Source organism: Polynucleobacter sp. 39-46-10, assembly GCF_002282275.1.
Window position 1 is genome coordinate 1 of record NZ_NCJB01000008.1, and the last position, 15564, is coordinate 15564.

The window sequence follows — 15564 nt, forward strand, 5'->3', positions numbered from 1 at the left end:
CCCTGCTCCATCCGACGCTCAACACCCCAAAAAGACCAACCCAGGACTGTTTGTGCGGGAGGTGAGTGTCTTTAAGCGCTAGGGTAATTTATTAAGTTTTGAACCTAGTAATGATACCAGTTTTGCGTATAAACCCTTGGATTCCCAGCCAATTGGGCTTAGAAGGTAATAAGCCCCTCAGTCTTGCGACCGAGGGGCTTATTTTGACTAAAACTGGGCTAACTTTAGGACTTTGCGCTTTGCTCGATGATGGTCTTAATTTGAGCCAAAACAGTCTGGTCTTCCATGGTGCTGATGTCACCAGGATCGCGCCCTTCAGCAACTGCCTGGAGCGCCCGACGAACAATCTTGCCAGAGCGCGTCTTAGGCAATGCGGTAACAACATAAACACGACCTGGACGAGCAATCGCGCCTAGGGTAGTGTCCACAGTTTTCATGCATTCCGCTTCTAGGGTGGCTGTATTTGAGGAATCCTTCGGAATCACAAAGGCAATCGCAGCCTGGCCCTTGAGTTTGTCTTCAATACCCACCACTGCAACTTCAGAGATATTTGGATGACTAGAAATACTCTCCTCGATCTCACGAGTACCCAATCGGTGGCCAGCAACGTTAATCACGTCATCAGTACGACCCAAGATAAAGAAGTAACCGTCTTTATCTTTAATACCCCAGTCAAAGGTGGAGTAAATGGTCTTACCCGGAATGGTTTCCCAATAAGTGCTAACAAAACGCTTGTCATCATCCCATACCGTTTGCATGCAACCCGGAGGCAAAGGTCCTTCAATCGCAATAACGCCCTTCTGATCAGGGCCCAACTCTTCAGATGTTGCATCATCGAGCAGCTTCATATTGTAACCAAATGAAGGGACGCCTGGTGAACCACATTTATGTGGCATGACTTCTACACCACGCTGAATTGCCAGCATTGGCCAACCCGTTTCTGTCTGCCAATAGTTATCCACGATCGGTTTATTAATGGCTCCATGAATCCATGTCGCGGTTGGTTCATCCAAGGGCTCACCCGCCAAGAACAAGGCGCGTAAACTCGACAAATCATATTTGGTTAAGAACACGGGGTCTTGTTTCTTGAGGACGCGAACCGCAGTTGGTGCAGAGAACATGACTGACACTTTGTACTTCTCGACCAGTTCCCACCAGATACCAGCATCAGGACGCAATGGCGTACCTTCATACATGATGGTTGCCATGCCGTTTAGCAATGGCGCGTAAATGATGTAGCTATGCCCCACTACCCAACCAATGTCAGACGTACAGAACATCGTTTCACCAGGATTGCCGCAGAAAATATGCTTCATGGTTGAAGCTAATGCCACTGCATAACCACCGGTATCACGTTGGACTCCCTTTGGTTTACCAGTCGTACCGGAGGTATACAGGATGTATGAAGTGTGAGTTGCATCAACCCACTCAATTGGAACCAAATCATTGAGATGCTTTTGGCGCTCAGTGGTGTAATCCAAATCGCGACCTACAACGGTAGTGAATTCAGTCAGACCACGATTCACGATTAATACTTTTTCTGGTTTATAGGTCGCCAGTGTGATGGCCTCATCTAGCAGGGGCTTATATGGAACCGGTTTACCGCCACGCGCACCCGCTTCTGCAGTCACAATCATTTTTGGTTTTGCATCATCAATACGGGATGCCAAGCTGTGTGATGCAAAGCCGCCAAACACCACAGAGTGAATTGCACCAATACGTGCACATGCCAGCATTGCGAAACACGCTTCAGCAATCATCGGCATGTAGATCAATACACGATCGCCCTTTTTGACGCCGTTGGCTTTGTAGATTGCAGCCATACGATTGACTTCTTCGTAGAGCTCTTTAAATGTGTACGCCTTTTCTAGGCCTGTTTCTGTTGAAACAGCAACCAGAGCAATTTGATCTGGACGATCCTTAAGGTGGCGGTCCACAGCGTTGTAGCAAAGGTTGGTTAAGCCACCTTCAAACCATTTGGCAAACGGGGGGTTTGCGTAATCCAGAACTTTATTAAAAGGCTTTTCCCAATGAATAAGTTTTGCCTGCTCTCCCCAGAATCCATCTGGGTCTTTAATGGAGCGTTCGTGTTCTGATTTATAGGACATGGTCAACCTAAATAAGTAAATTAAAGTGTCTGGGATTACTGAATCTTGCCAACTCCTTTGCTGCTTGAAACCTTAGCAGTAGAGCTAGTTGCATGCGCAGAACCATTTTTCGCAGATTTTGCAAGCCCTGTCGATGCGGATTTATGCTGAGATGCAGCATTAATTTTGGAAGATTTACCCTTAGTTGAAGCTTTTGACGGCTTTGCTTGTGAACATTTTGCCCCTTTTGCACATTTTTTACCCGCTGCTTTTGGCTTATCCAGGCTGAGGCTGCCATTTTCAGCCATTGCCAATGGAATATCCCCGGAGCGCTGACTAGTTTTAGGGATCAAAACGGTTGATCCGGCCCGAATTCGCATGCCCTTAGGAATGGCATTGACCTCCCTAAGAGCATCCACATTAACGCCTAGCGTTTTAGCGGCCTTATCCACTGGCTCCGTTTTAGTCACCCGAACAGCAGTCCAAGAAGATAGTGGTTTGGTGTACTTCTTGAGATTTTCTTGGAAGATTTCCGCATGCCCGAACGGCAGCAAAATCTGTTGATTGGCATTGCTGAGGATTACTGGCTTATTAAAGGATGGGTTCAGACTATGGAACTCATCTTGCGGAATCTCAGACAACTTAATCGCTAGATCTACATCGATATCACTACCCACATCCACCGCCACAAAATAGGGGTGATTTTCTAACTCAGGCAAAACAATACCGTAGGCCTGAGGATCTAAAACAATCTGCCGGTAAGCCATCAACTTAGGTACGTAGTTCCGCGTCTCATTGGGCATTTTGAGGCTCAGATAATCTGTCGGGAGTCCTGCGGCTAAATTACGCTTTTGCGCTTTAGCAATATTCCCCGCGCCCCAGTTATAGGCGGCTAAAGCGAGATCCCAGCTACCAAACTGCTTATGCAATCGCTGAAGGTAATCCAATGCAGCATCGGTTGATAGCAATACATCTCGCCGCTCATCCCTAAACACGTTTTGCGTCAACTGAAAATCTTTACCGGTTGCCGGCATAAATTGCCACAAGCCCATCGCCTTAGCGCTAGATTTCGCATTGGTGACAAATGCGCTCTCAACAAATGGGAGCAATGCAATCTCTGTCGGCATATTTCGGGCATTGACTTCTTGCACGATATAAAAGAGATAGCGTGATGAACGGGCCATTGAGCGATGAACATAGTCGGGGCGTGCACTCAACCAACGCACTTGCTCAATCTCCAGCGGGGTGTTCATGGGCTCCATTTCAAAGCCATCCCGAATGCGAATCCACAAATTACTTGATGGAGCATACATATCACTGACAGACTGACTCTTTAAGTCGACCCGCTTTGCTTTTGCTGCACGTGAATCTTTTGCAGGAGGTGCATCAGAGGACCAATCTCCAGTACTTGCACAACCTGAGAGTACGGCAATCAGTAATATTGCCGCAAAGCGCCACAACATCAGAACCGATCCTTCCAGGCGCGTACTACTGCCAAGACATGCGCAGGGGTCGGCAAGGACTTTTCACCTGAGACCTCAACTGCCGCGTCGATGACAGCTTGTTGATCACAGCGCATGAATGGGTTGACTTGAAGCTCTTGTCCAATAGTCGTTGGCAAGGTCGGTAGATGTTGATCGCGCAGAGCCTTAGCAGCTTCTGCCCAGGTAATCAGATTCGCATTATTAGGTTCAACCGCTAAAGCAAACCGGATATTAGATAAGGTGTATTCATGAGTGCAATACACCAAGGTATTTTTTGGTAACGCGATGAACTTAGCAAGAGACTGACTCATCTGCGTTGGAGTGCCCTCGAATAAGCGGCCACAACCAGAGGCAAATAGGGTATCGCCACAAAACAGCATGGGCTCGACGACGTTAGCCTGCATATTTGCAAAGTAAGCAATGTGACTCAAAGTATGGCCGGGTACCTCGTACACCTCAAAACTAATACGTGGTGCAACCACTTCAATCTTGTCGCCTTCCATCATGGCATTCGTACAGCCTGGAATATCAATACTTGCAGGACCATAAACAGGAACTTGAACACCCAAAAACTCTAATAAGTTCAATATGCCGCCAGTGTGGTCAGCATGATGATGTGTAATTAGAATGCCAGTTAGCGTCAGATTTTTTTGTTCGAGATATTGCAGAACTGGGGCAGCATCACCCGGATCTACGATCAGAGCCGATTGACCATCATGGATACACCAGATGTAATTGTCATCAAATGCCGGTATCGGCCAAACCTGCAATAAAGTATTCTTCACCATAGACCGATGATACCAACCCTACCCTCCCCATCTCAGATGCCTGCACCACCATGGAGTTCATGGGAAAAGTGGCTGCAATCACCTCCTGGACGCTATGTTCTTGCCTGGGAGCAAAAATGCTTCAATCAAATCGTGGCTGATGTCTTTGGTTTTTATGCCGTACAAATCGGTTTACCCCAAATCAATACCTTGGCAGAAAACCGCATGCCTTTGCATGCCCTGCTTATTCACTCCAATGACCGCCAAAAACAGGCTAGTCAATTTAACTGGCATCAAGTTGAGGGCAATGCGATTGAGCTGCCCTTTGCCTCTGAAACTATCGATTTATTGGTGCTGCCACATGTTTTGGAGTTTGCCGCAGATCCCCATCAAATTCTACGAGAGGCTGAACGCGTCTTGCGCCCTGAGGGCCGCTTAATTATTTCGGGCTTTAATCCCGCCAGTCTTTGGGGTATGCGCCAATATCTCAGCAGATTGATTGGCAACCCTTATCTGCCAAGAGATGGTCAATTTATTAGCCTCCTCAGAATTAAAGATTGGTTGCAGCTCTTGAACTTCTCATTAGATCGAGGCCATTTTGGGTGCTACAAACTCCCACTCAGCGGCGAATCAGGTATGGCCAGAATGGACTTTATGGAGCCCGCAGGCAACCGTTGGTGGCCTATTTTTGGGGCTGTTTTCTTGGTCTCAGCTATTAAGCGCCAGCAAGGTATCCGCCTCATTGGACAAGTCCAGGGCTTGCGCATCCCAGCAATGACCCAATTAAGCCCAGCAGCCGAAAGCCGGCAGAATTTGGCAAATGGCCAAGACAAAGTAAATTAACGGTATGCCCCACACCAAATCCCTCCCCCATATTGTTATTTATACCGATGGCGCCTGCAAAGGCAATCCCGGGCCTGGTGGCTGGGGTGCGGTTTTACGCTCGGGCGGCCATGAGAAGCATTTACACGGGGGCGCAGAGCACACAACCAATAACCGCATGGAAATTAGTGCGGTGATTCATGCACTGCGAGCCCTCAAACAAACTAGCTCAGTAGAACTTTGGACGGACTCCCAATATGTTCAAAAAGGTGTAACTGAGTGGCTAGAAGGTTGGAAAAAAAGAGGCTGGAAGACTGCCAGCAAGGATCCCGTCAAAAATGCGGATTTATGGCAAGAATTAGACGCCCTCATCCCTGACCACAAAATCTCTTGGCATTGGGTGCGCGGACACAATGGCCATCCGGGAAATGAGCTCGCAGACCTCCTGGCAAACAAAGGTGTAGAGGAGTTTCTGCCCTAGGCTGAATCAGCCTTGGGATGCCCGTTTTTAGCGGTCTTATGAGAGAATGAACCGATTCAAAGCTGGTACAGATTTCACCGCTAAACCCATACAGAACCAAGAAAAACTCCGAGACCGTGTCAAAAATTGAATCAGCACTCGATAAAGTAGTTGCCAAGTTGCCCTTACTCAAAAACACGATAAAGGCACGCTTATGCACTCTTTGGCAAAAAGCCTCCCCATATCTTGGTACGGTCAAAAAATTAGATTACGCAACAGCAAAGGAATTCGCACTTAAGTACAAGTGGCGCATTTTGGCTGTACTGGTTGTTTTATATGCGGGCTCCAAGACATTAGATTACTTCTTCCCCGCTACCGGCAAAACGGGTGGACCACAAACCATTACGAGCGTCGTGGTGGAGAAAAAAGACATTCCGTTAATTATTGAGGCAACTGGCACGATCATCTCCAGCAGTATTGTGGATATTCGCCCAATGACTACCAATACTGTGAAAACGATTCACGTCAAAGATGGGCAGGAAGTTAAAGAAGGCGAACTCCTCTTTACTCTGGATGATCGTAATGATCGCGCCAACTATGAGAAATTAAAAGCATTAGCAGACGATGCTCAGAAACAATACTTGCGCGCCAAAGAGTTAGTCGCCAAAAACTTCATCTCTAAGGCAGGCCTGGAGACCTCTCTGGCTAATGCAAAATCAGCTCAAGCTGCTGCACGCTCAGCTCAAGTGCAACTCTCCTTTGACTCCATTCGCTCACCTATTGCGGGTCGTGCAGGTATTGTGAATGTGTTCCCAGGATCCTTAGTGCAAGCAAGCAATATCGTCACAACCGCAACTAGCTCAACAGCAACCTCTAGCGTTGGCTCTATGGTGACAATTACCCAACTGAATCCGATCAACGTTCAATTTGTTGTGCCTGAGAAAGATATTCCTTTGTTAATGGAAGGCAAACAGGCTGATGCGCCACTCAAAGTCAAAGTCAGCGTTGGCAATGATGCCAAAGCCATTTATGAAGGCGAAGTGCTTGTAATCGATAACCAAGTCGACCCCAGCATTGCAGCAGTGCGAGTGCGCGCTCAAATTCCGAACGAGAAGATGACTTTATTGCCCGGGCAATTTGCTCGCGTCTCATTAAATGCCAACACCCTCAAAGACGCTATTGCAGTGCCATCTGAAGCAATCGTAATTAGCCCTAAGGGGCGACTGGTGTACGTTGTAGATAAGGATGACAAAGTACAGTCCAAGCCTATTAAAGTCGTTTATGAATATCAAGGCACTTCAGTGATTTACGGGATCGAAGCCGGTGACCGAGTTGTTGTAGAGGGCAAGCAAAACTTGCGTCCTGGCAGCAAAATCAGAGAAGCAAAGAAACCAAGTGCTGCATCCGCTCCAGCTAAAGTAGCGGCTCCTGCCCCAGAGAAAAAATGACGCTTTCTGAGTTATGTATTAGGCGGCCCGTCATGACGGTGTTGCTGTCGATTGCAACCGTGATTGCCGGCACAGTCGCGTATTTCAAGATTCCGGTTGCTGCACTTCCTAGCTTTAATACGCCCATCATTTCTGTTAGCGCTAGCCTTCCTGGGGCTGCTCCAGAAAATATGGCCTCCTCTGTGGCGCTGCCATTGGAAAAAGAGTTCTCGACCATTGATGGCATCAAAGTCATTAGCTCCACCAATACACTTGGCAGCACCAGCATCACCCTCGAATTTAATAATGACCGCGATATTGATAAAGCCGCAGTAGATGTGCAAGCGGCATTACTAAGAGCTCAAAAGCGCCTGCCGATTGAAATGACGGTGCCGCCGTCTTATCGCAAGATTAATCCCGCCGATACCGCCGTCCTCGTCATTCGCATGAGTTCTCCCTCGATGAGCCTCTCCGAAATTAATGCGTATGCTGAAAATTTATTGGCGCCCTCCATCTCGACCATCACAGGTGTTTCACAAGTTCAGGTTTATGGCGCTAAGCGTTACGCTGTTCGTGTCAGCGTTAGGCCAGATGCCTTAGGCAATCGCAATATCACCATGGAAGAATTGGCCCTTGCAATCAATAAGGCCAACACCAATAGCCCCGTAGGCACCCTAGACGGCCCACGCCAACTGATTACGATTTATGCCAACCCTCAATTAGTTAAGGCAGAAGAATTTAGCAACCTAGTCATTGCTCAGCGCAATGGCCTGCCCGTATATCTTCGCGATGTTGCAGATGTGCAAGAAAGTTTTGAGGATGTGAGAACCTTTGCCACATCAGCCGGCGAACGCTCGATTGCGATTGGTATTTTGCGACAACCCAATGCCAATACGGTAGAGCTTGTCAAAGCAATCAAAAAGTTGCTCCCTACTTTTCAAGAGCAAATGCCAGCGTCTATCAAATTAACGCTGATTAATGATAGATCTCTATCGATCATTGAGGCGATTCATGATGTCAATGTGACCCTGGCATTAACCATTCTGTTAGTTGTTCTCGTGATATTCCTATTCTTAAAAAGAATATCGGCAACCCTGATCCCCTCGATCAGCCTTCCCATCTCCCTGATCGGCGCATTCTTTTTGCTGTACTTTATGGGCTACAGCTTAGATAACATTTCCTTACTTGGAATTACTCTTGCAGTTGGGCTGGTAGTTGACGATGCCATCGTGGTTCTTGAGAACATCATGCGCTACATCGAGCAAGGCATGGACCCACTGAAGGCGTCACTCAAGGGCAGCAAAGAGGTGGGATTTACCATCATCTCCATCTCTATTTCATTGGTTGCAGTATTTATTCCGCTTTTCTTTATGGCGGGCCCTATCGGCCTTCTCTTTAGAGAGTTTGCCGTAGTGGTTTCACTTTCTATTTTAGTCTCTGCAGTAGTCTCCCTTACTGTGGTTCCCTTGCTTTGTAGTCGCTTTCTTCCCAAACCTGGAGAGCACCCAACAGAATATGCCATCACGAAAAAGTTTGATCGCATCTTTGAGTACACGCTTAAAAAGTACATTCAATACTTAGATCTAGCCCTAGCCAATCGCAAAAAAGTCTTGTGGGGTGCGGTTGCCTCCTTCTTTATCACAATTGCTCTTTTTGTATACAGCCCAAAAGGGTTTTTTCCAGAAGAAGATATTGGTCAAATCATAGCTACAACAGAAGCATCCGAAGATACCTCCTTTAAAGCGATGCTAGAACTTCAAGATCGTGCTGCAGAGATTGTTAATAATGATCCCAACGTTGCTAACTCAATCTCTATCTTAGGTGGCGGTCTAAGCGCAGGCAGAAATACGGGTCGCTTCTTCATCATTCTCAAATCTAAGGGCGACCGCGAAAAAATGGCTAAGGTCATTGAAGGCTTGCGAATCAAGTTTAAAGAGATCCCAGGGCTACAGGTATACATGCGCCCCGTTCAAAATTTACAACTGGGCGGACGCAGTAGTAAGAGTCGCTACCAATTTACTTTACAGAGCGTTGGCTTTGAGGGCGTTAATGACTGGGCTGACAAGCTTACGCAAAAAATGCGTGCTGACCCCATCTTCCGAGATGTCACCAGCGACTCTCAACTTAAGGGCCTTAACGTCAAAATTGAGATCAATCGTGAGCAGGCTGCGAGTGCTGGCGTCACTATTGCTGATATCCGTAATGCGCTCTACAACTCCTTTGGTGAGCGCCAGGTGTCCACCATTTATACGCCAGTGAACACCTATTATGTGATCTTAGAAACCGCTGAGAACGATCGTCAATTTGAAACTGATCTCAATAAGGTTTATGTCAGGGGTCGTGCAACCGATAAGTTAATTCCCCTCTCTAGCCTGGCTACTTTTGTTCGCAGCATTGGTCCGACAGCGGTAAATCATCAAGGCCAAATTCCGGCAGTGACAATTTCATTCAACTTAGCTCCAGATATCTTTTTGGGTGACGCTACCAAAGCAATTGATGGCTTTGTAAAAGCAGTAGGATTGCCGCCCTCTATTATTACCAGCTATGGTGGTGATGCAGCGGTATTTAAAGATAATCAGTCCGGTCAAATCATATTGATATTGGCAGCTTTAGGTGTTATATACATTTTGCTGGGCGTGCTTTATGAGAGTTATATTCACCCACTAACAATTTTGGCCGGCCTGCCTTCTGCTGCGATTGGCGCAATCCTATCCCTTCGTATCTTTGGCTTTGAGCTAACGATCGTTGCATCAATTGGTATCTTGCTACTGATTGGTATTGTGAAAAAGAATGCCATCTTAATGATTGACTTTGCATTGGATGCGCAGCGCAATCAAGGCATGTCGCCAGAAAAAGCGATTCGTGAAGCATGCATCTTGCGTTTTAGGCCAATCATGATGACGACTATTGCAGCCCTAATGGGTGCACTTCCAATTGCACTGGGCTTAGGTGCGGGAGCGGAATTGCGTCAACCTCTGGGTATCAGCGTAGCCGGAGGACTAATTTTCTCCCAATTTGTAACCCTCATCATTACCCCTGTGATCTACCTGTATTTGGATAAATATGCGGGTAATGGGCCTATGGACATCCCCCAATCTGTGTTGGAAAGCACCTAATGCGTCAAGTTATTCTCGATACCGAAACCACTGGTCTTAATCCCGCGACAGGTGATCGCATTATTGAAATCGGTTGCGTTGAAATGGTGGGTCGCCGTTTAACTGATCGCACTTTCCATTACTACATTAATCCTGAGCGCGATATTGATGCTGGCGCGTTTGCAGTGCATGGACTCTCTCGTGAGTTCTTATCCGATAAGCCAGTATTTGCCAATATTGTTGAAGAGCTAATTGAGTTTGTTGATGGTGCTGAGGTGGTTATTCATAACGCGGCGTTTGACTTGGGATTCCTGGATAACGAATTTGCTTTATTGAAGCGCCCTGCTTTCAGAGGCCTTACCTCCAAAATCACCGACACCCTTCTAGATGCGCGGCAGATGTTTCCAGGCAAGCGCAATTCGCTTGATGCACTCTGTGAGCGCTTCGCCATTAGTAATCAACATAGGACCCTGCACGGCGCCTTGTTGGATGCCCAGCTATTAGCCGAAGTCTATGTGGCCATGACGCGTGGCCAAGAAGATCTCTCAATTGATCTGATTGATTACACCGTCGACACTGATGCATCCGGCCAAATGAAAGCCTTGCCAAGCAATCTTAAACTCATGAGCGCGAGCGAAGAGGATTGCCAGCTACATGAAAAGATCTTAGGTGAAATTGCAAAGGCAAGCAAAAAGGACTCCGTATGGAGTCCTTCTGCCGCAACAAACTAACCACATAACTAAATATAAATTTAGATTTCAGCTGCGATCGCTTTACCCAAATCATCTGTACGAGCCTTGCCGCCCAAGTCAGGCGTGAGCGGAGAGCCTTCTTTTGCTAGGACTCGCTCAATCGCATTAAATATCGCTTTGCCTGCCTCCGGATAACCCAAGTGATCCAACATCATTGATCCAGACCAGATCTGCCCAATGGGATTAGCAATCATCTTTCCGTAGATGTCAGGGGCTGAGCCGTGAACAGGCTCAAACAGAGAGGGAAATTTTCCTTCTGGATTAATGCTTCCGGATGGTGCTACTGCAATGGTTCCAGTACAGGCTGGACCTAAATCCGACAAGATATCGCCAAATAGATTGCTAGCCACTACAACATCAAATCTGTCGGGGTTCATGACAAAATGCGCAGCCAAGATATCGATATGATATTTATCCATCCTGACATCACCAAATTGCTTCGTCATTTCTTCCACCCGCTCATCCCAATAAGGCATGGTGATTGCAATGCCATTGGACTTAGTGGCAGAGGTTAAATGTTTTTTGGGACGACTTTGGGCAAGATCAAAAGCATATTGAAGAATGCGGTCAACACCTTGTCTGGTAAAAATGGATTCCTGAATAACAAACTCTCGATCGGTATCGGGGAACATTTTTCCACCGACACTGGAATACTCGCCCTCAGTATTTTCACGTACGACGTAAAAATCAATGTCACCAGGTTTTCGGTTGGCTAATGGGCATGGCACACCAGGGAGGAGTCGAACTGGTCGCAAATTGACGTACTGGTCAAAGCAACGCCGAAACTGAATGAGGCTTCCCCACAAAGAAACATGATCTGGAAGAATGCTTGGCATACCAACCGCGCCAAAAAATATCGCGTCATATTGCATCAGGGTATTGAACCAATCATCGGGCATCATCTTGCCATGCTGGAGATAGTAATCGCAGCTAGCAAAATCGAAATGATCAAACTGCATACCGATACCAAACTTTTTGCTAGCAGCCTCTAGTGCGCGAACACCTTCTGGCATAACCTCTTTACCAATTCCATCGCCAGCAATAACCGCGATTTTTGGATTCTGAATTACTTTATTTTTCTGCATTTAATGTCTCATCCGATCTTCAGTGTGAATAGGTTTAGCTAATTGCCCGACGAATCTCATCCGCCTTAGGCTTAGAACCAATTACAGATTCTGTATCGTGCTCAGTTGTATTTTCAATGGTTTCAATAACCGCTTCTTGCATGCGGATGTTGTCCTTGGGACAAATAGGTGCACCATAGGTGGCCCACTTCTTCAATAGCGTCACCTCGTATCCACACTGAGCACACTTAGCTTTATTGCGACTCGCATTGCTCGGTCTTGGTGGTGGGAAAACAATTGCCTGATGTGGATATGGCCCAAGCTCTTGGCTAATCATCATCAAGCGTACCATCAACTCTTCGGTTGCATGGGCCATTCTGGCGGGACCCTCTAGTCCTACAGTTTGGGCAATGCCTTTAAAGTCCTCACCGTGACCGCTAAAACAATCATCTACCGCATGGCAAAGTTCATGGACTAAGGTATCCAATAACTGAACAGGATCATCTAGCTTGGGGGAGATAAAAATCTCATTTACCCCGCCACCAGAACGCTCACGTGGCCAGCATTGACCCAATGTTGTCCTTGGGCTACTCGAGGCTGGAAAACCACAAGACACTCTGACCGGTGGAATTGCATAACCTGCTTTTGAAAAAACAGGTTCCAAATGTCTTACGGCATCTTCAAGCCAAGATTCTCTTACGGAGTGTTGCTTCATCGATAACTCATTTATATTTTAAGTTTGGTAGTTTTAGCTAAGGGGGACGGCTCTATTATCGCTGCCCCACTTTGACGTCACCAAATATGGCCTGAGCCTCACGTGGCAAACAGCGCCAGTAACGCTCGTTTGAAGGCACGGTACCACCTAAGGTTGCAGCAGCCTCCCAAGCCCATCTTGGCTTGTATAAAAATGCACGGGCTAAGGCAATCAAATCCGCATCTCCTTTTTGTAGAATGTCCTCTGCTTGCTGGGGTTCTGTAATCAAGCCGACTGTCATCGTAGGCAAACTAGATTGGTCTTTTACGATTTTGGCAAATGGCACTTGATAGTTGGGTCCAATTGCAATCTTTTGCAGCGGCGAAATACCACCAGATGAAATATGCACAAAATCACATCCCAATGGTTTTAAGCGGGATGCAAAATCAGCAGTCTCCTGCGGAGTCCAGCCACCCTCGATCCAATCGCTAGCCGAAATCCGAATGCCCAAAACACCTTGATATACCTCACGTACAGCTGCAAATAACTCCAAAAGGAAGCGGATGCGGTTTTCGTAAGAGCCGCCATATTCATCGGAACGTTGATTGGCAATCGGCGATAGAAATTGATGCAGCAGGTAACCATGTGCCCCGTGCAACTCAATGCCATCCACCCCTACTCGCTCAGCACGCTGCGCTGCAACAACAAATGCATTAATGAGCTCCACCAACTCGACCTTAGAGAGTTCATGTGGCAAACGCTCGTCCTTCAACTGTGGGATGGCAGAGGGAGCAAGGGTATCCCAGCCACCCTGCTCTTTGGACAGTAATTGACCGCCCTCCCAGGGTGTGGCGCTGGAGGCCTTTCTACCAGCATGTGCCAATTGAATAAAAACAGGCGTTTCTGGTGCCAGCTTGCGGGCTCTAGTGAGCTTATCTTTAAGAGCAGCCTCAGTCCGCTCATCCCACAAGCCAAGGCAGGCTGGTGTAATGCGACCTTCTGGAGTTACGCCAGTAGCCTCAATAATGAATAGTCCTGCCCCACTATTAAGGAGATTGCCCCAATGCATCAGATGCCAATCCTGCGCCTCTCCATTTACAGCTGAATACTGGCACATAGGCGCCACGACAATACGGTTTTGAAGGGTCAACGGCCCTCTGGGAGAGTTCAATGCAAAACTGGAAAATAAGAGGCTCATTTCAATACCTTTGAATTTGGCGGTGCGTAATGGAGATGAAAGCGATAAAATAGAACGGTAGGATAAACGAGACCATAAACTTGTGCGATCCCTCGCAATACAAGTTTATTGAACCTAAAACTAGCAAGAAATTATTAAGCAAAATACTATGAGCGCACCACAAGCCTTTGAATCAAAAGAAGATATCGGCCACTTTGTTGGCGGCAAAGTCGTCAACCCAAAAGACGGTCGTTTTGCCGATGTATTTAATCCATCTACTGGAGCAGTTGCAAGACGGGTTGCACTAGCCAGCCGTAAAGAGATTGATGATGCCGTTGCTGTGGCACAAACCGCTTTTCAGACTTGGAGTCTGACCCCTCCACTGCGCCGCGCACGGATCATGTTCAAGTATCTTGAATTGCTCAATGCCAATCGCGATGAATTGGCAGCGATCATTACCGCCGAACACGGCAAGGTATTTACGGATGCCCAAGGTGAAGTTAGCCGTGGCATCGATATCGTGGAATTTGCCACTGGTATCCCAGAATTACTCAAAGGTGATTACACCGAGCAGGTGTCTACTGATATTGATAACTGGGTGATGCGCCAGCCGTTGGGTGTGGTTGCAGGTGTCACTCCATTTAACTTCCCAGTCATGGTGCCAATGTGGATGTTCCCAGTAGCTATTGCCTGTGGCAACAGCTTCATTCTGAAGCCAAGCCCAACCGATCCATCAGCCTCTTTATTTATGGCCAAGCTTTTAAAAGAAGCTGGTTTACCTGATGGTGTATTCAACGTGGTTCAGGGCGATAAAGAAGCTGTGGATGCCTTGATTGAGAATCCGGATGTCAAAGCAGTAAGCTTTGTTGGCTCGACCCCAATTGCCAACTATATCTATGAGCGCTGCGCGCACTTTGGTAAGCGCTCCCAAGCCTTAGGTGGGGCCAAGAACCACATGGTAGTTATGCCTGATGCAGATATCGATAAGACGATTGATGCTTTGATTGGTGCAGCCTATGGTTCAGCTGGAGAGCGGTGCATGGCAATTTCAGTGGCCGTTCTGGTTGGTGATGTTGCAGAAAAAATCATGCCAAAACTGATTGAGCGCACCAAGACGCTCAAAGTCAAAAACGGTATGGAGCTTGATGCAGAAATGGGCCCAATCGTTACTAAAGCTGCCTTAGAGCGCATTACAGGCTACATTGAGAGCGGCGTTGCTTCTGGCGCCAAATTATTGGTGGATGGTCGCGGCCTAAAAGTGCCGGGTCATGAGAATGGCTTCTTTATCGGTGGCACTCTTTTCGATAACGTTACCCCAGACATGAAGATCTACTTGGAAGAAATTTTCGGACCAGTCTTATCTTGCTTACGCGTAGCAAACTTCACTGAGGCATTGAATTTGGTGAACTCCTGTGAGTTTGGAAACGGTGTAGCGTGCTTTACGAGCGATGGCAATATTGCACGTGAATTTGCACGCCGCGTTCAGGTGGGCATGGTCGGCATTAACGTGCCTATTCCGGTGCCAATGGCTTGGCATGGTTTTGGCGGCTGGAAGAAGTCCCTCTTTGGCGATATGCATGCCTACGGTAAAGAAGGTGTTCGCTTCTACACTAAGCAAAAGAGTGTGATGCAGCGCTGGCCCGAGAGCATTGCCAAGGGCGCAGAGTTTGTGATGCCAACTTCAAAGTAATCTGATTTAGCAGCAGGTATCTAAAAAATAGCGGCCTTTGGGTCG

12 protein-coding genes are annotated in these 15564 nt (G+C 47.3%); 6 read left to right on the top strand and 6 right to left on the bottom strand.

The annotated features are described in order from the left end of the window. Nucleotides 1–224: 224 nt before the first annotated feature. Genes B7X71_RS01680 through gloB form a run of 3 tightly spaced genes read right to left on the bottom strand, consistent with a single transcriptional unit; the run spans nucleotide 225 to nucleotide 4359 of the window. Nucleotides 225–2108 (bottom strand): propionate--CoA ligase, encoded by a 1884-nt coding sequence (locus B7X71_RS01680; RefSeq protein ID WP_293598147.1) that lies wholly within the window; start codon nucleotides 2106–2108, stop codon nucleotides 225–227. A 35-nt stretch (nucleotides 2109–2143) separates the two neighbouring features. Continuing rightward, nucleotides 2144–3550: a transglycosylase SLT domain-containing protein gene (locus B7X71_RS01685; RefSeq protein ID WP_293598146.1), complete on the bottom strand. Its 1407-nt coding sequence runs from the start codon at nucleotides 3548–3550 to the stop codon at nucleotides 2144–2146. After that, nucleotides 3550–4359, bottom strand: coding sequence for a hydroxyacylglutathione hydrolase (gene gloB / locus B7X71_RS01690; protein ID WP_293598145.1), 810 nt, complete (start codon nucleotides 4357–4359; stop codon nucleotides 3550–3552). The genes B7X71_RS01685 and gloB overlap by 1 nt, the downstream gene beginning before the upstream one ends. A 36-nt stretch (nucleotides 4360–4395) precedes the next feature. Here gloB and B7X71_RS01695 point away from each other — a divergent pair, with 36 nt between their 5' ends. The 5 genes from B7X71_RS01695 to dnaQ all read left to right on the top strand — a co-directional run bounded on the left by B7X71_RS01695 (nucleotide 4396) and on the right by dnaQ (nucleotide 10873). Further along, entirely contained in the window at nucleotides 4396–5181 is a 786-nt protein-coding gene (locus tag B7X71_RS01695) for a class I SAM-dependent methyltransferase (protein ID WP_293598144.1), read from the top strand. Between the two features lie 4 nt (nucleotides 5182–5185). Then, nucleotides 5186–5641, top strand: a complete 456-nt coding sequence (rnhA, locus tag B7X71_RS01700) for a ribonuclease HI (RefSeq protein WP_215334807.1) — start codon at nucleotides 5186–5188, stop codon at nucleotides 5639–5641. Nucleotides 5642–5757: 116 nt separating this feature from the next. Continuing rightward, nucleotides 5758–7068: an efflux RND transporter periplasmic adaptor subunit gene (locus B7X71_RS01705; RefSeq protein ID WP_293598143.1), complete on the top strand. Its 1311-nt coding sequence runs from the start codon at nucleotides 5758–5760 to the stop codon at nucleotides 7066–7068. Further along, nucleotides 7065–10163, top strand: coding sequence for an efflux RND transporter permease subunit (locus B7X71_RS01710; protein ID WP_293600140.1), 3099 nt, complete (start codon nucleotides 7065–7067; stop codon nucleotides 10161–10163). The genes B7X71_RS01705 and B7X71_RS01710 overlap by 4 nt, the downstream gene beginning before the upstream one ends. Beyond that, nucleotides 10163–10873, top strand: a complete 711-nt coding sequence (gene dnaQ, locus B7X71_RS01715; RefSeq protein WP_293597395.1) for a DNA polymerase III subunit epsilon — start codon at nucleotides 10163–10165, stop codon at nucleotides 10871–10873. The genes B7X71_RS01710 and dnaQ overlap by 1 nt, the downstream gene beginning before the upstream one ends. Nucleotides 10874–10893: 20 nt before the next feature. Here the strand turns inward: dnaQ and B7X71_RS01720 are convergent, their stop codons facing one another. From B7X71_RS01720 to B7X71_RS01730, 3 genes are read right to left on the bottom strand one after another with little or no spacing between them, the layout of a single operon-like run. Continuing rightward, entirely contained in the window at nucleotides 10894–11961 is a 1068-nt protein-coding gene (locus tag B7X71_RS01720) for a tartrate dehydrogenase (RefSeq protein ID WP_293597409.1), read from the bottom strand. Nucleotides 11962–12013: 52 nt separating this feature from the next. Continuing rightward, nucleotides 12014–12673, bottom strand: a complete 660-nt coding sequence (locus B7X71_RS01725; RefSeq protein ID WP_293597396.1) for a SprT family zinc-dependent metalloprotease — start codon at nucleotides 12671–12673, stop codon at nucleotides 12014–12016. Nucleotides 12674–12728: 55 nt separating this feature from the next. Further along, complete coding sequence (locus B7X71_RS01730; RefSeq protein ID WP_293597397.1) at nucleotides 12729–13850, bottom strand: NADH:flavin oxidoreductase/NADH oxidase; 1122 nt, start codon at nucleotides 13848–13850, stop codon at nucleotides 12729–12731. Between the two features lie 148 nt (nucleotides 13851–13998). Here B7X71_RS01730 and B7X71_RS01735 point away from each other — a divergent pair, with 148 nt between their 5' ends. Then, nucleotides 13999–15519 (top strand): CoA-acylating methylmalonate-semialdehyde dehydrogenase, encoded by a 1521-nt coding sequence (locus tag B7X71_RS01735; RefSeq protein WP_293597398.1) that lies wholly within the window; start codon nucleotides 13999–14001, stop codon nucleotides 15517–15519. Nucleotides 15520–15564: the final 45 nt, after the last annotated feature.